This window comes from Klebsiella sp. MBT K-1 (assembly GCF_002556465.1).
GTDB lineage: Bacteria > Pseudomonadota > Gammaproteobacteria > Enterobacterales > Enterobacteriaceae > Klebsiella > Klebsiella grimontii.
The window spans coordinates 90,358-108,706 of sequence record NZ_PDEL01000018.1; the positions used below are offsets into that span (position 1 = coordinate 90,358).

Below are 18,349 nucleotides of genomic sequence, written 5' to 3' on the forward strand. Positions count from 1 at the left end.
AGTTTAGTTAAACTGCGTTAGCCAGGGGCGGTTGATGGTTAACACCTCATCAAGCAGCGCCCGGGCATCGGTCACATTCCCGACCAGCGGGTTACTGACCAGCGCCAGCAGCGCGCTATCCCGGCAGCCGTGGACCGCTGCCTCAATCGTCAAGCGCTCGAAGGCTTTCACCTGCTGCGTCAGGCCGTTCATGATCGGCGGCAGCGCGCCAAAGGCCAGCGGTCGCGCGCCCTGCGCGTCAATAAGGCTGTTAATTTCCACCACCGCATCATCATCAAAACCGTGGATCGCGCCGTTGTTGCGGGTATTCACCACCATCTCTTTGCCAAGATTGTTGTAGATGGCGTTAATCAGCTCCACCGCCACTTCGGAGTAGTAGGCCCCGCCGCGCAAGCTAAGCTGTTCGGGCTTTTCATCCAGCTCAGGCCGGGCATAGATATCAAACAGCTCCTGTTCCACCTTCATCACCTGCTCCGCGCGGGTGCCTTTGGTTTTCGCCGCCTCAATCTCTTCCGCCAGCATGGCCGGCGTCAGCCAGAAATAGCGGTGATAGGGACAGGGAATCGCCTTCAGGGCCCGCAGAAACTCCGCCGGCCACGGCAACGATTTAATATTGTTCATCGACAGCGATTGACCGTCGCACAGCATGTCGAGAACCTTACGGGTGACATCCTCCCGCCCCTGCATCACTTTGTGTACCCAGACCATATGATTCAGCCCGGCGAAACTCAGCCTGACCTCCTCTGCTTTTGCCTCCAGCATGCCGGCGATCGTATGCTGCATGTTGATCGGCACGTTGCACAGGCCGATGATTTTGGCGCTGCTGTAGCGGCTCACCGCCTCCGTCACGATCCCCGCCGGATTGGTAAAGTTGAGGATAAAGGCGTCGGGTGCCAGCGCCTCCACTTTGCGCGCGACCTGCAATATCACCGGAATGGTGCGCAGCGCTTTGGCGAATCCGCCGACGCCGGTGGTTTCCTGGCCCAGCAGGTTATATTTCAGCCCCAGCCGCTCATCCGCCGCCCGCGCCGCCAGCTGCCCGACCCGCAGCTGGGTCAGGACGAATTTAGCGCCGCGAATGGCCTCATCCAGGCTGAAATGGACGCTGACCTTAACCTGTTCGAGGCCATGGCGCTTGAGCATACGCTGGGCCAGCGCGGCGATAATCGCCACTTTCTCGCGCCCGGCTTCGACATCGACCAGCGCCAGCTCCGTGACCGGAATCTGCTGATGGCGAAGGATAATGCCTTCGATAAGTTCCGGCGTATAGCTGCTGCCGCCGCCGATGACGGCAATTTTCAATGTTTGCATAGTGGCCTCATTTTTGGCGTACAGATCCCCGCGCAAGGCCGCAGCGGCTTTGCGAAATGAACGCGTTGATGGGAAAGCGTTAGTGGTTCAGCAGAGCGAGCGCTTTATCAAGAACGGCGGCCCCGCGCATCATGCCGTAATCCGCCATATCGATTACCGCAACAGCTTTCCCGTGCGGGGCAGCAAGCTCGGTCAGTCGGGCCGCTTCGTACTTCACCTGCGGCCCCAGTAAAATCACGTCGGCATTCGGCAACTCGCGTTCAAACTCGGCAACGGGCACGGCATAAATCTCCAGCGCCAGCGCGCGCTGCTGCGCCTCGGCTGTCATTTTGTTAACCAGCATGCTGGTGGACATTCCGGCGGCGCAGCACAGGACGATACGTGGCATAATTCCTCCCAATGGGTTTTGCTTGAGCGAGCGCTAAATAGACACCATCGACTATAAGACGAGGTGCCGGTATGGGTGAAGGCTATATGAAAATTTTTTTCACGTACGTGATCGGAGCGTTATTTTTCACCTCTTCACCCCGCCATATAAGCGAAACCGGCAATAATCTCAGGCGTTGCGCCTGATTAAGTGGTATAAAAAGCCAGCATTATTTGAAAAATATTTTCAATCAGGCGGTGGCGGAGAAAGAGGCTGAAAGCATGGATATCGTAGGGCAGTTACAGGAAGGCATGGCGCGCTTTAGCGCTCAGGAATCAAGAGTCGCGGCATTTATTCTGCAGAATTTAAGCTTTACCGCCAGCGCTTCGATTGATGAACTGGCGGTGCGCGCTGGCGTGAGCGCAGCCACAATTACCCGCTTTGCCCGCTCCGTCGGCTGCGAAGATATTCGTGATTTGCGCAAGCAGCTGGCGCAGGCCTGTGAACGTCGCACCAGTTGGCTAAACGAGGAGAGCGCCGCGCTGCCCGCCGCGTGGCGCGACAAGTTAAGCCTGATTAGCACAAATCTGGAGCAGCAGCTGGTCAGCACGCCCGAGTCGACGCTGCAAAAGCTGCGCACGCGCCTGCAAAATGCCCGCGCCGTGCACTGTTTCGCCCTCGGCGCGCAGGATATCGCGCTGGCGACGCTGCTTCAGCACCAGCTGCTCTCCATCGGTATCGTGATGAATCTCTGCCAGGACAGCGCCCTGATGCGGATGATAGCCAGTACCCTCAGCGACGATCATCTCCTGCTGGTGCTGGCAACCGGCGAGGCCGACGCGATTTTGCAGGGCGCCACCCTGCTGGCCCGGGTACAGGAAGCGACGATTTTCGCCCTCACCCCGGCCAACCATGCGTTGAGCAATATGGCCTCCGCGCTATTGCCCCTGCCTGAGAATGCGCAGGCCGCGCGTTACGCCCTGCTACTGCTGGTCGACCTGCTTAACGACGCGCTGCTCGCCTGACGTTATCCCTTTCGGGCCTGAATTTCCTGCGTTCAGGCCCCATTTTTGCTTATTTTATAAGCGGATAAATTTACATTAAGCGCAAGCGCCCATCATTCCTGCTCTCCTCTTTTTACTTTGTTCTGCATCAATAAAATTGCAAACATCTTTGATGCAAAGCACTACATATAGAACTTAAAATGCGTCCCAGCCCCACATATTGTATTAATAGTCTATTATGTCACCACGCCCATCGTACTCAGGCGGTGATGGGATGTGGATAAAAAGGGCCGGGATCGGAGGGAAACGGCGGCAGCTATAGCGCCTCGTGGCTTCGATTGTCCTTCCGCCTCTGTGGATAACCTGTTCTGTAAAAATTATGGAGTGATCATGACACCGCATGTGATGAAACGCGATGGCTGTAAAGTGCCGTTCAAGTCAGAGCGCATTAATGAAGCAATTCTACGTGCAGCTAAAGCAGCGGGAGTCGATGACGCAGACTATTGCGCCACCGTCGCAGAAGTCGTTAGCCAGCAAATGCAGGGCCGCGCCCAGGTGGATATCAGCGAGATCCAGACCGCCGTTGAGAACCAACTGATGTCCGGGCCGTACAAGCAGCTGGCGCGCGCCTACATTGAATATCGCCACGACCGCGATAGCCAACGTGAAAAGCGCGGTCGTCTGAACCAGGAAATTCGCGGCCTGGTTGAGCAGACCAACTCGGCGTTACTCAACGAGAACGCCAACAAAGACAGCAAAGTCATCCCTACCCAGCGCGATCTGCTGGCAGGCATCGTCGCCAAGCACTACGCGCGCCAGCACCTGCTGCCGCATGACGTGGTGATGGCCCACGAGCGCGGCGTGATCCACTATCACGATCTCGACTACTCCCCGTTCTTCCCGATGTTCAACTGTATGCTGATCGATCTTAAAGGCATGCTGACCCAGGGATTTAAAATGGGCAACGCCGAGATTGAACCGCCGAAGTCTATCTCTACCGCTACCGCGGTGACGGCGCAGATTATCGCTCAGGTCGCCAGCCATATTTATGGCGGTACGACAATCAACCGCATCGATGAAGTACTGGCGCCGTTTGTTACCGAAAGCTTCAATAAGCACCGTAAAATTGCCGAAGAGTGGCACATCCCTGACGCCGAAGGCTACGCCCGTTCCCGCACCGAGAAAGAGTGCTACGACGCCTTCCAGTCGCTGGAATATGAAGTGAACACCCTGCATACCGCCAACGGTCAGACGCCGTTCGTGACTTTCGGTTTTGGCCTTGGCACCAGCTGGGAATCGCGCCTGATTCAGCAGTCCATTCTGCGCAACCGCATCGCGGGCCTCGGTAAAAACCGCAAAACGGCGGTGTTCCCGAAGCTGGTCTTCGCCATTCGCGACGGCCTGAACCACAAGTTCGGCGATGCGAACTACGACATTAAACAGCTGGCGCTGGAGTGCGCGAGCAAGCGTATGTACCCGGACATCCTCAACTACGATCAGGTCGTGAAGGTGACCGGCTCGTTCAAAACCCCGATGGGCTGCCGCAGCTTCCTCGGCGTGTGGGAAAACGAGGACGGCGAACAGGTGCACGATGGCCGCAATAACCTCGGCGTTATCAGCCTCAACCTGCCGCGCATCGCGCTGGAAGCGAAAGGCGACGAAACCGAGTTCTGGAAACTGCTCGACGAACGCCTGCAGCTGGCGCGTAAAGCGCTGATGACCCGCATCGCCCGCCTGGAAGGGGTAAAGGCTCGCGTGGCGCCGATTCTGTATATGGAAGGGGCCTGCGGCGTGCGTCTGAAAGCGGACGACGACGTTTCGGAGATTTTCAAAAACGGCCGCGCGTCGATTTCGCTGGGCTATATCGGCATCCATGAAACCATCAACGCGCTGTTCGGCAACAAGCATATGTACGATAGCGCTGCGCTGCGTGAGAAAGGCGTCGCCATCGTTCAGCGCCTGCGCGAAGCGGTAGACCAGTGGAAAGACGAGACGGGCTACGGCTTTAGCCTGTACAGCACGCCGAGCGAAAACCTCTGCGACCGCTTCTGCCGTCTGGATACCGCTGAGTTCGGCGTCATTGAAGGCGTGACCGATAAAGGGTATTACACCAACAGCTTCCACCTCGACGTGGAGAAGAAGGTGAACCCGTACGATAAAATCGATTTTGAAGCGCCTTATCCGCCGCTGGCTAACGGGGGCTTTATTTGCTACGGCGAGTACCCGAATATTCAGCACAACCTGAGAGCGCTGGAAGACGTCTGGGATTACAGCTATCAGCACGTACCCTATTACGGGACCAATACGCCAATCGACGAATGCTACGAGTGCGGCTTTACCGGCGAGTTCGAGTGCACCAGCAAAGGGTTCACCTGCCCGAAATGCGGCAACCACGATGCTTCTCGCGTATCGGTAACCCGCCGCGTGTGCGGCTACCTCGGGAGCCCGGACGCGCGTCCGTTCAACGCCGGCAAGCAGGAAGAAGTGAAGCGCCGCGTGAAGCATTTGGGTAACGGGCAGATCGGTTAATTCCGCGCGATTTAGCCCTCTCCCCAACGAGGAGAGGGTACCGACCAGTAGCCGTTTGGCCCCTCAGGAGCCGTTCCCGGATCGCGGCGCAACGCGCTTTTTATCCAGGGCTACCGCCACTATATGGGTTTCCTCAAATCAGTTGGCGTTGTAGCAAGGCGGCAAGCGAGCAAGTCCCGGGGAGCTTACTGTAGTAAGTGACCTGGGCGCACGAGCGCAGCCAACGCCGCTACAGCGTCAAATGAGAAGAGGAAACAATGAATTACCATCAGTACTACCCGGTAGATATCGTTAACGGTCCGGGCACCCGCTGCACCCTATTTGTCTCCGGCTGCGTTCACGAATGCCCCGGCTGCTACAACAAAAGCACCTGGCGGCTAAATTCCGGCATGCCGTTCACCGCCGAGATGGCCGACCGCATCATTGCCGACCTCAACGACACGCGCGTTAAGCGCCAGGGGATCACCCTCTCCGGCGGCGACCCGCTGCATCCGCAGAACGTCCCGGAGATCCTTAAACTGGTTCAGCGCGTTCGCGCCGAGTGCCCCGGTAAAGACATCTGGGTATGGACCGGCTACACGCTTTCCGAACTTAACGACGCGCAGATGCAGGTGGTGGATCTCATCAACGTGCTGGTTGATGGCAAATTTGTGCAGGATCTCAAAGACCCGGCGCTAATCTGGCGCGGCAGCAGCAACCAGGTTGTGCACCATTTGCGTTAATACCAGCATGGCGTTCATCAGTTAATTTTCACCAGGCCACCTTTAATCACCAGCATCCCGCCGCCGTCAACGGTCTGGGTGGCACTGGCTTTGCTGGTAAGCGTCGCTCTTGCTTCCTGGCTGATGGTTACGGCTTTCTGGGACAGTGAGGATTTGGCTTCACTGGCGATGCTGGCGGCATCCAGCTTCATGCTGCCTGACGCGCTGGCGTTAAGACCCGCCCCACTCTTTATGTCCAGGGTTTTGCCGCTCTCGAGGGTGAGCGTGCCGCTGACCTTAATCGTCAGATTACCGTCAACATTGAGCGTGTAGTTGCCTTTTACCTTATGCGTCTCATTACCGTCGATAGCGTGTTCCTGATCGCCCTTCACCGTTACGCTGCGTTTATTTTTCACACTCAGGATCTCATCATGGCCAACGATGGTTGTACTGTCGTTCAGCACGGTGACCTGGAAATCCTTCTGCGCCTGCATCGCCAGCAGCTCGGCATCTTTTTTGTCGTCGAAGCGCAGTTCGTTAAAGCCTTGTTCGCTGTGGGTTTTAATGCCCGACTGACTTTGATTCGCCGGTAGCGCATACGGCAGGGCATTCGCGCCGTTGTACACACAGCCGGTAATGAGCGGCTTATCCGGGTCGCCGTCGATAAAGCTCACGACCACTTCCTGACCAATACGCGGGATAAACTGCGCGCCGAAGCCGTTACCGCTCCAGGCGGTGGCGACCCGCAGCCAGCAGGAGCCGATCTCATCGTTTTTGCCTTCCCGCTCCCACGGAAACTGCACTTTTACCCGTCCGAGCTTGTCAGTCCAGATTTCTTCTCCATTTTTGCCGACCACCGTTGCGGTTTGCGTAGGCATAAACGGCTTCGGCGTGGCGCACGGTGGGTGATACGGGGTGGCTTTCGGGATAGCGGTAAAACGGTTACGGTAGCGTTCGCCGTCATATTCCTGGCTGACGGTGGTGATGAGCCAGTCGATATTGGTTGCTTTGTCGTCATGATCGGCGAGGGTAAACCAGTGCCCTGCCATCAGCGCTGGGCAGTCGCTTTCGCCGATCAGCTGTTTCGGCTGCTCAGATTTATCACTGCCGGGGTGAGCCCCCTGCGCGGTAGCCTGTAAACGCAGCTGCGCCGAACGAATCATTCCGGTTTCCCGCCCGCCGTTCTGAGCCGCCTGATACTTGACTTTTTTCTCGCCGGGAATAGGCGGGCAGGCGCTGTTATCATCCGCCAGCACCAGCGTATGCTTGCCTTCTTTATGGGTGAAGAACCAGAAGATCCCCTCCTGCTCCAGCAGCCGCGAGACAAAATTGAAGTCGCTTTCCTTATATTGCAGACAGTATTCACGCTTCGCCGGTTTGCTTTTCAGCTGGAACTTGTAGTCGGTAAATCCGCCGTCCTTAAACACCTTCTCGACAATTTCTTGCGCGTTGAGGTTCTGAAAAACGCGGTTGTTGCTGGAGAGCGTCAGCCACCACAGCCAGGGGCGCAGCACAAACTGATAGCGATCGGCGTTGCTGGTCGCCGGAAGCTGGCGTGCCTCGGCAATCAGCCCGTCATAGTCGGCATTGTTGATCGTTGTTGTTAGATGGGTCGCCAGCACGGTATCAAGGATTAACGGCACGGAGGTGGTTCCTGCGACAGTGGCGGTGGTCAGGCCGTTAAGCTGGGAGTCGGTGCGCGCGGTCGCGGCGGTAAGGCCGGTCAGGGTGAGTTTGATGATGGTGGTTTCGGGCATGGGAAATTCCTTTTCAGCAGCAGCGCTAACGCCGGTCAGCCTGATGATAAACATCATCACCATCGCACCTACCTACGGCAATCGCAGGAACACCAGCCTCCTGATCCTCGACCTGATACCCGGCGCTACGTAGCTTGATTTTATAACGGTATAATTTGCCGCAAAGGCAGGCGGTGCGAAGCTTCCACCCTCAGCTACCTTTCTTATTCATCGCCACATCCCAAACGGAAGAGACGTTGCCTTCTTTCTGACCATCCGATTTCTGAGCGGTGATTTCCCATTTAATTTTGGTAAAGTTCAGCGACATCGTTTCGACCGGTTTGCCGCCGGAACCGCCGCTAACGCTCAGATGTGAGATAACGACGTTCATCATGGTATATACGATAAATGGCAGCATTTTTCCGTTATCATTACGGCACAACGTCAGCACGGCTTCTGTAATCGGTTTCCCGCTACAGCAGTACTCATTGAGCTTTGGCGTCGCGAGATCGACAAACTTGGTCAACGACATTTCACCGACATGCGCCCGCCCTGAGGTACGTTCAGTGTTACTGACGTCATTAGCGATCTGCATCGCCACGTTATGGCTGTAGCTCATGATCTCAAGCTGTTTTTCAAATCCTTTGGCCTGACTTTCACCTTCGATATCGTCGAGCTTTAAAAAAATCGCATCCATCTTTTGCTCCTTATCAATCAGCCGGCAACCGGTAGCGGCAGTTCCGCCATCAGCCGAATCGCACCGCTTTTTTTCACATTCCTATTATTTTTACGCACATTGAACTAATACAATGACTTTTATGCTAAGCGTCTTCGCCTATATTCGCCCATTCCTGTTACGAGAATATTCGTAGTGCTAATCCTGTCGCCCCATTATTCAAATAGTATTTTTTCAGGATAACTATAAGCAATATAAAAAACACAACCACAAATAAATATCAATCAAATTCTTTACTGCCAGGCACCGAATGATAATTGATAAAAATCAAATTAAAACAATTAATTAACCAAAATCAATTAGATGTAAAACAACCAACAAAATATACATCGATGAAAACCGCTCGCTGATATCAACTCTTTAACAGGTTAAATTATGAATAGTGATATGCATCAAAAAACGCATCTACTTTATTTATTACTTTGGTTATGTAGTATCTGTTCAAACTAATAAACGGGCGCTGAATGTTATAAAAGCGCATCAGTTTATTCCGCGAGTCATCATCCGCCGACTGTGGCGGCAACTGGGGGTATTACCATGAGTTGTCCCGGAGTTTGTACCGGCGCATTATTGCAGTGCTCATTTGGCGTTGCGCCGTCGATGCTGAACGTACTGCTCACCAGCCGCACCCTCGTCAGCAACATGCCGATGGCGAATATTATGGATAACAAACCGTTTGTGAATATTTTGCCGTTCGGGATGTGCAACAGTATCGCCAACCCGACGGTGGCCGCCGCTACCGCCGCGGCACTCGGTGTGCTGACGCCGATGCCCTGTATTCCGACAACGCCCGCGCCGTGGATGCCAGGCTCACCCACGGTGCTGGTGGGGAATATACCCGCCCTCACCGCCCAGTCACAGTTGATGTGCATATGGGGCGGCGTGATTCAGATTCGTTTTCCTGGGCAGATGACGACGGTCGTGGCGTGATGTTGTGAACGTGGCAGATACGGAAAACGTGGCGAAGGGCCAAATCAAAATCGGCTGACGCACTCCATCGCCACCGCTTTAAACTCATCAAAGCTGCGGGTGACGGCCAGGCGGGCCATAGCGCGTTCGCGCAGGAAGGTAACGAAAATATCGTAGATCGCCATCGCTTCTTCATACTCGCTTTTGCTGATGGCAAGCAGGAAGATGATATGCGCGGTTTCATCGCCCCAGGCAATGCCGTGCGGCGCAATCACGGTATAAACCACGGTCTTTTTCGCCAGCAGCCCAAGGGCGTGAGGCAGCGCGATGCCGTCGCCGAGCATGGTGCTGACGATAGCCTCACGCTCCACCACCGAATCATGAAACTCCGCGCCGACAAACCCCTCCCGCTGCAGCTGCTGGCACAGCGTGGCAAACAGCGTCTGCCGATCCATCGGAGCATCAATTACCTGAAAGTGGGCCTCATCAAAATACTTATTCAGCATCCACGGACGCGTGCGGTCCACCAGCACCAGCTTGCCGATTTGGTCGAGCTGATAGTCGGTAGGAAACGGCGCAATGGTCACCACCGGTTTATCTTTCTCGCTGATGCGCACGGTGGAGATGACAAAATCTTCCGCGACTTCTTGCCGCTGTTCATATTCGCGCTGCGAGAGGGTGGCGGCAATTTCCAGCTGCGGATACTTTCGCTGAAGAATAGCTTCAATCATCCGCACCATCGCGTTGCTGGTATCGCACACCAGCAGCACCTGCGGCTGACGCTGGTAGCCGATATTGTAATGGCGCTCCAGCCCGACGCCGATATGCAGCACCAGAAAGCCGATCTCATTTTCGCTGATGGCGTAGGGGGTATATTTTCCCCAGCTGGATACCGCCGCCAGGGTCATGTCCCACGCCATCGGATAGTGCTGCTTGATGTTATCGAGCAGCGGATTGGGGATCATTATCTGGTAGCGCACGCGGGTGATCATGGTCTTAATATGGGTCAGTAAATCCGCATGCAGCTGGGCGTCGTCCAGCAGATTGTAGTTATATTGCTGATTGATATAGCGCAGGATGTAGTTCACCAGCGCTTCGTCGTCGTCGGCGCTGATGGTGCCCGGATCGACGTCCTGCACCTGACGGGCGGCAAGATGGACGCACAGCCACTCCTCTTCCGCCGCGGCAAGCGGTTTACCCGCCAGCTGTTGCAGGGTGCTCGCCAGCTCGCGGGCGGCGTCGCGCACGTTCTGCGCCACATCCTCGGCGCTAAAGTCGGCCAGCGGATACCCTTCGCTCACGCGGCGCACGGCAACCGCGCCGTACAGGCAGACAAAACGTTCTCCCGCGTCAGTCAGGCGCACGTGATGGCGGGTCAACGTCTCCTGCAGCACGCCCGCCAGCAGCGCCGGTACGCTGGCGTCAAACGCCTCTTCGCCGATAAGCGGGTTCAGCGGCCCGTGCTGGCTCAGCTCCCACAGCAGATCGGTCAGGCAAGCGCGAATGGAGACCTCGCTCCCGAACAGCTTCATGCCGTGGCGCGGACGGGTCTCGAGGGTAAGCTGATAACGCTGAAAACGTTCGCGTACGTCAACCATGTCGCCCTGTAAGGTGGCGCGGCTGACGAACCACGCATCGGCCAGGTCCTCCAGCTTGATAGAAAACGCGGAGGTTAAAAAGCGCACCAGCAAAAAGTGGCTGCGATCCGCCGCGGTTCGCGGGATGTGCTGCGCTTTCGGCGCGCTCTCTTCCAGCGTCTGATAGCGCGACGGATCGTGGATCACCAGCTGATAACCGCTGCCGCGAGTGAGGGTGAACTGCGCGCCGTAGTGCTGCAGCAGCGCGTTCAGCGCGGTAATGTCCGCGCGCACCGTGCGAGTAGAAACCGACAGCCGCTGCGCCAGCTCCTCCTGCGGCAGCGTTTCGTTTTGCAACAGAGTAAACAGCTGCGCTAAACGTTGATTGGGAAATCGCATGTCAGTTCCTTTTTCTTACGGCTCAGGGTTGAGCGGATATCACCATCTGTGACGGGCCGCCGACCGGAGTGTAGTCCGGGGAGAACGTCAACCTGCCATCCTTCGGCGCGACGCGGAAACGGGTAATATTGTCGCTACGCTGGTTCATGACGTACAGCCACTGCCCCTGACTGTCCAGGGTCAGCGTGCGCGGGTAGTCGCCGCGGGTCCAGATATCTTCCTGGTGACTCAGGCTGCCGTCGGCCAGCACCGTAAAGTGGGCGATACTGTTATGCAGCCGGTTGGCGACGTACAGCTGCTTGCCATCGCGGCTCAGGACCAGGCCGGCGGCAAAGCTGGTGCCCTTATACTCTTCAGGCAGCGCCGAGACCGTTTTCCCCTCGCGCAGCAGGCCGCTTTGCTTATCAAGATGATAGAAGGTAAGCGTCGATGCCTCTTCGTTAATCAGCCATAGTCCGTCGCCCTGCGGCGTAAACACAAAGTGGCGCGGCCCGGCGCCGGGAGATGAGGCGTCAATAAACGGCGGATCGTTCGGCGTCAGCTTGCCGCTGGCGTTATCCAGCCGGTACTGATAGATCCGGTCCAGCCCCAGATCGGTGGAGTAAACGAACCTACCGCTGGGATCGGCGGCGACCATATGGGCGTGGGGGCCGTTATGATCGCTAATGGCAAAACTGCCTTCGACGGCCGCCGCCGGGCGTTCCGCACCCACAGGCCCTTGATCCTGATGTATATCCACCGCTTCGCCCAGGTTACCCTCTTCCTTCACCGGGAGCACCGCGATACTGCCACTGACGTAGTTTGCCACCAGCAGATGGCGGCCATCGGGGGTCAGGGAGAGATAAACCGGCCCGGCGCCGCCGGAAGCGACCTGATTGAGCTCGCTCAATTCGCCGTTGCTGCCGATGCGCCACGCCTGAACCACGCCCTTGTCCACTTCGCTGGCGGCGTACAGGGTTTTGCCATCCGCCGAGACGGCGAGCTGGGCAAGATTAGGCAGCTTAGCAACCAGCGCTTTATCGCGCAGCGCCCCGGTCTGGCTATCAACGGTAAAGCGGTACAGTCCTTCGCCATTGGGGTTATAGGTGCCGACCCAGGCGTAGTGGGTTTGCGCAGCGGCGCCGGCGGCGAGTAGAGAGAGTGAAGCAACAAGCAGGTGACGAGCGGTTGGCATGGTGGCTCCTTGATGGTTCGCTAAGGGTTTCCCCTCACCCTAACCCTTTCCCCAAAGGGGCGAGGGTACAGTTCGGTATTCTCCCTCACCCTTTGGGAGAGGGCCGGGGTAAGGGGCAACGGCGCTATTTGACTAACTGTTTGGTGATCGAAAGCAGCTGACGCACGTCCGCCGGGCGGGTGTTACCGCTGGCTTTATCAATAATCGAACTGTAGATATGCGGGATAATTTTACTCACGCCGGCGTCCAGCGCGATCTGCAGGATCTCGCCGTAGTTTTCCAGATCGATCCCGCCGGTCGGCTCCAGCCAGAAATCATAACGGGCGCAGGCCTCGGCAACCGCGATAAACTCGTCGCGATGTTTTAACCCGCCCATCGGGAAGTATTTAATCGAGCTGCCGCCCATATCTTTCAGCAGCGCAATCGCGGTTTCCAGCGGTACGATGCCGTCCGGCGCGCCGCTGCTGAGCGGGCCGGTGGAAATCTTCACCATCCCCGGCGTACCGGTTGGCGACACCAGGCCGTTGACCACGGTGTCGTTCTGCCCCAGCAGCGCGCGGCTGGTCGCTACGCCGGTAAATACCTGATTAACGTGCTGCGGCTGCACCTGGCGCGAGATTTCGCTGACCATCGCCGACTGGTTTGGGTCGCCGGCTCCCAGCCCCACGGAGAGCGCGTTATCAATCCGCAGCGCGTATTCCCGCATATCGGCCACCGCGCTGGCGACGTCCGGGTAATTTTTGGAGAGCACGCCCACCAGTACATGACCTTCCGCCGCCTCATAAATCTCGCTGGCGTTATCTTTACTGCCCGCCAGCACGTTCAGGCAGACGCGGTCACGGTAAAAATTAGGGGTGAGTTTCATGCGTTTTTCTCCTTGTTCAGAACCTCTGCAATCCGACGGGAGACAATCTCCAGCTGCTGCGCGTTCACGCTGCGGACATCGGCTTCAATAATGCCTTCATTGGCCTTATAGCCGCGGAAGTAGATGGCGTATTCGCCCTGCTTCAGCGCGTTGACCAAATCACCGGTATTGACGCCGGTCACCGCTTCATCAAACTTAATCTCCGCCCGCGCGATATCGCGACCGGCGCTGTCCCAGACCACGCGCGCCGTCACGCCATTAAGCGTATTAAGCTGCTGAATAAACGGCGTCATCTTCGCCACCATCTGCTCACCGCTCTCTTTGCTCGCCGTCAGGTAGTGTTCGATGGCGCAGGTCAGGCCGATAATCCCCTCTTTGCCCACCTTCATCGCCCGGCCAATGCCGTTCGACTGGCGTTTGACCCACTCAACGTATTGGGTTTTGCCGATCACCAGCCCGCTGGTCGGCCCTTCGATCGCCTTCGCGCCGCTATAAATCACCAGATCCGCGCCGGCGCGATAGTAGGCCTGGAGGTCTTCCTCCGCCGCCGCGTCGACAATCAGCGGCAGATTATGGCGCTGCGCCACCGTGGCCGCCTGCGCCACGTTGAGCATGCTTTTCTGCACGCAGTGGTGGGATTTGATATACAGAATGGCCGCGGTGCGCGGGGTAATCGCCGCCGCCAGCTGCCCGGCGGAACATTCATTGGCGTAACCCGCTTCCACCAGCCTGCCGCCTCCCAGCGCCACCATGGTGCCCACCGGCGCGCCGAAGTTGACGTTATGGCCCTTAGGCAGCACGATTTCGTTGTTTTCGATCGGCGTCACGTGCAGGTTTTCCAGCAGCCAGTCGCTGTCTTTTACCAGCACCGCCGCCACCGACTGGGCGATGCCCGCCGAGGCGCAGGAGACGACGGTCGCCCCTTCCACGTCCAGCAGCTTCGCAATATACGCGCCGGTTTTATTGACCAGATCTTTCATCTCGAAGTACTGGTTCATGCCCGCCATCGCGGCTTCCACCACTTCCGGCCGCGGCGTGGAGACGCCGAGAATAGTCATACGACCGGAGGTATTAATAACCTGTTTTAAATCATATTTCTCAAAAATCGAAGGCATTTTCCGCGCTCCCTTGTTCGGTCAGATAGCCCTTGCCCGCGCGAACGGCGGCAAGCGGCTGCAGAATCGTGTCGGTCTGAAGGCTCTCTTTTTCCGCATCCACCAGCACCGTCGGCGTCTGCGCGAGGGTAAACAGCGTGAGATCGGCGTCGTAGCCCACCTCCAGCCGCCCTTTATGAGTCAGACGCAGGCCGTCTGCGGCGTTGGCGGTCACGCAGTCGATGACCTGCGGCAGCGACATCCCGATGGCGAGGAATTTCGACATCACCAGCGCCAGCGAGCGCACCGGGCCGTCGATACGGTTGCGGCAGTAGATATCGGAGCTGATGGTGTGCGGCAGAATGCCCATAGCAATCGCCCGACGCGCCACCTCAAAGCTGAAGCTGGCGGTACCGTGGCCGATATCAAGGCGCACGCCGCGCTGTAGCGCACGGGAAATCGCGCTTTTCAGCTCGCCGGACGGCGTCAGAATACGATTGGGTTTACCGTTGTAGCAGTGGGTAATGATGTCGCCTGAGGTCAGCAGATCGGCGATTTCATCCAGGTCGGGCGGATTATTGCCGATATGCACCATCAGCGGCAGGCCGCCGTTTTCCTGCTGCATCGCCTTCGCGCGCGCCAGCGGCGTAATGCCGTTTTCGCCCACCACGCTGCTGCTCATCCGCGCCTTCAGGCCGACGATAAAGTTCGGATAGCGGTTGACCGCCTGCTTCACCGCCTCCGCGTCGATATTCGCCATATTGGCCAGTTCATTCTGGGCAATCAGCCCGACGCGGGAGATGTTAAGCAGGGCATAAACCTCGGTCGCGGCTTCGCGGGTCAGCTGGTAGAAATCATCCACGTCGTCCGCGCCGGTGCTGCCCGCGTCAATCACGGTGGTCACGCCGGTAGCAATCCCCACGCTGTCCGGCTCATCATGGTATATCGGCGAGCTCGGATAGCAGTGAACGTGGGAGTCAATCCAGCCCGCGCTGACGTAACAGCTGCCGTCCAGCGCAATAGTTTTGCGCGCAGGGGCGCTAATCTCGCCAAGCGCCGCGATTTTACCGTCCCGGATGGCGATATCGGTCAGGGTATCGTCGACGAGGCGCGCACGGCGCAGGAGTAAATCAAACATATCTCTCTCCTGTTAACGCGGGCGCCGATGCGCCCGCAGGACTTAACTAATCGCCACCGGGAAAATTGACCCAAGGAGCATCGCGCCAAGGATCGCGCCGCCGGTGATCGGCTTCTGCCAGATGTAGAACAGCAGCGCGCCCGCCAGAGAACCGATGCCGATAGGAATAGAAGCGGCCATGGCGCTGAGAATAATCAACGGCCCGAGGAAGCGGCCGGAGGCGTTACCGGCCCCCATCATGACGTCCGCACCGTAGGTGGAGTCGCTCTGGTTGATGGTGAATTTACGCGCCAGGATGATGATGTAGCCAATGGCGAGGCCAAGCACCAGGCCGGTGGCCAGAGAGGCGGCAAAGTTGGCGACCGGGAAAACAAAGCCCGCGCCGAGCAGCAGCGCCGGAACGCCCAGGCCGACGCCGGTCTGAATCGCTCCGCCGATATCCAGAATCCCCACCAGCGAGCCTTCGATAATACGCGCGAACAGGAAGCTGGCGCCGAACGCCGCCACCGCGCCGTAGGCCCCGGTATCGATTCCCGCTTTCAGCATCGCCACGAAAGCGACTTCGTTAAACGCGCCGATGCCGTAGAGGTAGTACATATGCGTCCCGGCAAAGACGCCGGAGGAGAGCAGGCCAACAAAGATCGGGAACGACCAGTCGGCATACCAAAAACCTTTATTTTGTTCCATGAGAGGCTCCTGTTATTTACCGCTGAGCGAGTTGTGGATCAGTTCCAGCCAGTTCGGCACGGTCAGATGGAAGGATTCAATCATCTTCATGTCGAAACCGCGGAAGAAGCCGCTCAGGACGAACAGCGCGACGATGGCCACCATCATCACTTTAGTGACGCGGTGCCAGCCGCTCTCTTCTACGCCTTTACCAATCAGGATGCCCAGCACCAGGCCCGGTACGGCGTTACCCATAATCAGCTGCGCCGCGCCGCCGAAAATCGTCGCCCAGAAGCCCGATTTTTTACCGGCATCAATCGCCGCCAGCCAGAAGATAACCGGCATCACCGTGTTCACCAGCAGGTTTGCCGCCGGAACCAGGACTTTGACCGCCGTCACCTGCAGCGCTTCCGGTACTGAAGAGGCGGTCAGGTTAAGGAAAGCGACCACGATCATGCCGATAATGCCGCAGGCGATGGCCATCTTTTTCGGATCGTGCAGCGTCTCGCCGACGTTGCGGTTTTTGATCATCAGGGCCGCCGCCCCCCAGTTGGGGATGATGCGGTGGTCAACGTCCTGCGTGAAGGAGCCTGCCGCGACGGAAGAGGCCCAGGCGTTGAAGAAGAAGCCCAGGCCAAAAGAAAAGTGGGAAGCCGGATCGCCTTCACATGAATTCAGCTCGCCCAATGTACGAAACGCCCCCATCCCCTGCGTGGTGGGCGCATGAAACATGCGTGCCGCTCCGGCGCCAACGCCGACGCCGACCAGGCCGCCGATGATGAGCGATTTTATTAAAATTATCAGGAACATAGTCTGACCCTTTGGTGAAAATCAGGTTTGTGTGACGAAATCCACTTTATCGAGATTAATGGCGGTCACGGTGACGGTGACCTTCAGCTCCACGCTGTAGCTCCGTCGCTCGCGGCGCAGAAAGAAGAATAAAAACGCCTCTCTCCGTACCGCTTCACGCGCATGAACAACCTCCACATCCTGTGGTTCAATACGCAGTAGAATGTGCGGCGACGTTTTCATCACCGCCGCCTGAACATGGTTCAGCGCATCGGCGAAAGCGCGCGCTTTGCTCTCGCCTTTGCCGGTAACGCTCACCGTGGTGGTGAATTGCTCTTTCATGCTCACGCGCCGTACTTCTTCTTCCAGGCCTCAACCAGGCGTTCGCCCAGTTCTTCTTTATCCATAAAGCCGAAGCCCAGAACGTTGTAGCCTTCGTTGATCGCGGTGACGCCTTCATCAACGGAACGCATACCATATTTTGCTTTGTAGCCGTGCTTATTCTGCGCGGTGATCGCCCCTGCGCCGCCGCTGCCGCAGAAAGAGATACCGAAGGTGGCGTTTTCGGCTTTCATCATGTCGCCCAGCTTCATATCCGCGGCGACGCCCGGGACGACAACGGCGCGAGCGCCGGCTTTTTCCGCACCTGCGGCAACTTTTTGTCCTTTACCCAGGCGATCGCCAATAACAACGGTGATTTGTTCCATTTGAGTGCTCCTTACAGGTTATCTTTCGCGACTTCGAAGTGGACAGACAGCAGCCAGGCTTCTTCATCTGGCAGATTGCCGAACTGTGCGACCACTTCGCGGGCCAGCATTATTGAATCTTCCGAGATCTCTTCGAACAGGCTGGCATCCACTTCCGGCAGCGGCTCGCCGCTGATTGAGCGATGGGCCATCGCCCGAACGTGGGAGGTCAGCATTTGCTCCTGCACGTCGTTGGGGACGATGTTGCGGCGGCTTAATAGCGCGAAAACCTGCTGCAGCATCTTATCGGCCAGCTGCTCGGTTAGCGTGGCCTGCTCCTCTGGGACGTGTGTTACCGCTCCGTTATTCACTTGAATTACCCCGTTGATGTCTCTGGAGATAACACTAATGCCGGGGAGAAAGAGTTTGTAGCGAGTTGTTTTCCACTTCGAAGTGGAAAGAACGGCGGCAGGCGTGATTCATTTCACATAACCACAAAGAATGTATTCACTTAACAAAATTCGCGTGATGAATATCACAAAAACGCCAGCGATGCTGAAGCGGAACCCGCTGAGTAGAAAAGAGAAAAATGTGATGAAGGTAGTTTTTTACGTCAGCTTACCCACCTGCAAGGGCCCGCGGAACGGTTTGGGGTTTGGGGTTTGGGG

General features: G+C 57.3%; 19 protein-coding genes. 5 read left to right on the forward strand and 14 right to left on the reverse strand.

All coding sequences use genetic code 11. The annotated features are described in order from the left end of the window. Positions 1-3: 3 nt before the first annotated feature. A complete protein-coding gene (locus CMQ96_RS23775) occupies positions 4-1,311 on the reverse strand; it encodes a 6-phospho-beta-glucosidase (protein ID WP_049088874.1) in 1,308 nt (435 codons plus the stop codon). A gap of 79 nt (positions 1,312-1,390) precedes the next feature. After that, a complete protein-coding gene (locus CMQ96_RS23780) occupies positions 1,391-1,699 on the reverse strand; it encodes a PTS sugar transporter subunit IIB (protein ID WP_004137208.1) in 309 nt (102 codons plus the stop codon). 260 nt (positions 1,700-1,959) lie between these two features. On the opposite strand from CMQ96_RS23780, the gene CMQ96_RS23785 reads away from it, so the two are divergent. The 3 genes from CMQ96_RS23785 (at position 1,960) to nrdG (ending at position 5,933) form a co-directional block, all read left to right on the forward strand. After that, positions 1,960-2,703 carry a MurR/RpiR family transcriptional regulator gene (locus CMQ96_RS23785; protein WP_098067436.1) on the forward strand — a complete coding sequence of 248 codons (744 nt, stop codon included), beginning with the start codon at positions 1,960-1,962 and terminating at the stop codon, positions 2,701-2,703. Between the two features lie 369 nt (positions 2,704-3,072). Further along, positions 3,073-5,211 (forward strand): anaerobic ribonucleoside-triphosphate reductase, encoded by a 2,139-nt coding sequence (gene nrdD, locus CMQ96_RS23790; protein ID WP_004128226.1) that lies wholly within the window; start codon positions 3,073-3,075, stop codon positions 5,209-5,211. 257 nt (positions 5,212-5,468) lie between these two features. Beyond that, positions 5,469-5,933, forward strand: coding sequence for an anaerobic ribonucleoside-triphosphate reductase-activating protein (gene nrdG, locus CMQ96_RS23795; protein ID WP_049131684.1), 465 nt, complete (start codon positions 5,469-5,471; stop codon positions 5,931-5,933). A gap of 17 nt (positions 5,934-5,950) precedes the next feature. On the opposite strand, the gene CMQ96_RS23800 is transcribed toward nrdG, so the two are convergent. Beyond that, positions 5,951-7,669: a type VI secretion system Vgr family protein gene (locus tag CMQ96_RS23800; RefSeq protein WP_098067437.1), complete on the reverse strand. Its 1,719-nt coding sequence runs from the start codon at positions 7,667-7,669 to the stop codon at positions 5,951-5,953. Between CMQ96_RS23800 and CMQ96_RS28960 the strand changes: the two genes are divergently transcribed. Beyond that, positions 7,668-7,802, forward strand: coding sequence for a hypothetical protein (locus CMQ96_RS28960; RefSeq protein WP_255256995.1), 135 nt, complete (start codon positions 7,668-7,670; stop codon positions 7,800-7,802). The genes CMQ96_RS23800 and CMQ96_RS28960 overlap by 2 nt on opposite strands. A 57-nt stretch (positions 7,803-7,859) precedes the next feature. On the opposite strand, the gene CMQ96_RS23810 is transcribed toward CMQ96_RS28960, so the two are convergent. Beyond that, the gene (locus tag CMQ96_RS23810; RefSeq protein ID WP_004137212.1) at positions 7,860-8,345 is read right to left on the reverse strand and encodes an Hcp family type VI secretion system effector; all 486 of its coding nucleotides are present in this window, start codon (positions 8,343-8,345) and stop codon (positions 7,860-7,862) included. Between the two features lie 576 nt (positions 8,346-8,921). Here CMQ96_RS23810 and CMQ96_RS23815 point away from each other — a divergent pair. After that, positions 8,922-9,314 (forward strand): DUF4280 domain-containing protein, encoded by a 393-nt coding sequence (locus CMQ96_RS23815; RefSeq protein ID WP_098067430.1) that lies wholly within the window; start codon positions 8,922-8,924, stop codon positions 9,312-9,314. A 44-nt stretch (positions 9,315-9,358) separates the two neighbouring features. Here CMQ96_RS23815 and CMQ96_RS23820 read toward each other — a convergent pair whose 3' ends face one another. From CMQ96_RS23820 to CMQ96_RS23865, 10 genes are all read right to left on the reverse strand, one after another. After that, positions 9,359-11,269, reverse strand: a complete 1,911-nt coding sequence (locus tag CMQ96_RS23820; RefSeq protein WP_098067431.1) for a transcription antiterminator — start codon at positions 11,267-11,269, stop codon at positions 9,359-9,361. 22 nt (positions 11,270-11,291) lie between these two features. Further along, positions 11,292-12,443 (reverse strand): lactonase family protein, encoded by a 1,152-nt coding sequence (locus CMQ96_RS23825; RefSeq protein WP_098067432.1) that lies wholly within the window; start codon positions 12,441-12,443, stop codon positions 11,292-11,294. Between the two features lie 124 nt (positions 12,444-12,567). Then, entirely contained in the window at positions 12,568-13,308 is a 741-nt protein-coding gene (locus CMQ96_RS23830; RefSeq protein WP_004137220.1) for a KDGP aldolase family protein, read from the reverse strand. Beyond that, a complete protein-coding gene (locus CMQ96_RS23835; RefSeq protein ID WP_098067433.1) occupies positions 13,305-14,423 on the reverse strand; it encodes a DgaE family pyridoxal phosphate-dependent ammonia lyase in 1,119 nt (372 codons plus the stop codon). Before CMQ96_RS23835 ends, CMQ96_RS23830 begins: the two co-directional genes overlap by 4 nt. Then, complete coding sequence (locus CMQ96_RS23840; RefSeq protein WP_082236811.1) at positions 14,407-15,540, reverse strand: amidohydrolase/deacetylase family metallohydrolase; 1,134 nt, start codon at positions 15,538-15,540, stop codon at positions 14,407-14,409. Before CMQ96_RS23840 ends, CMQ96_RS23835 begins: the two co-directional genes overlap by 17 nt. Before the next feature lie 42 nt (positions 15,541-15,582). Further along, the gene (locus CMQ96_RS23845; protein WP_004128208.1) at positions 15,583-16,227 is read right to left on the reverse strand and encodes a DUF4310 family protein; all 645 of its coding nucleotides are present in this window, start codon (positions 16,225-16,227) and stop codon (positions 15,583-15,585) included. 12 nt (positions 16,228-16,239) lie between these two features. Further along, entirely contained in the window at positions 16,240-17,016 is a 777-nt protein-coding gene (locus tag CMQ96_RS23850; protein ID WP_004098075.1) for a DUF4311 domain-containing protein, read from the reverse strand. Between the two features lie 21 nt (positions 17,017-17,037). Next, on the reverse strand, positions 17,038-17,337 hold the full coding sequence (locus CMQ96_RS23855; RefSeq protein ID WP_098067434.1) for a DUF4312 family protein: 300 nt from the start codon (positions 17,335-17,337) through the stop codon (positions 17,038-17,040). 2 nt (positions 17,338-17,339) lie between these two features. Then, the gene (locus CMQ96_RS23860) at positions 17,340-17,702 is read right to left on the reverse strand and encodes an SFCGS family glycine-rich protein (RefSeq protein ID WP_004098072.1); all 363 of its coding nucleotides are present in this window, start codon (positions 17,700-17,702) and stop codon (positions 17,340-17,342) included. Between the two features lie 11 nt (positions 17,703-17,713). Beyond that, the gene (locus CMQ96_RS23865; protein WP_098067435.1) at positions 17,714-18,052 is read right to left on the reverse strand and encodes a PRD domain-containing protein; all 339 of its coding nucleotides are present in this window, start codon (positions 18,050-18,052) and stop codon (positions 17,714-17,716) included. Between the last annotated feature and the right edge of the window lie 297 nt (positions 18,053-18,349).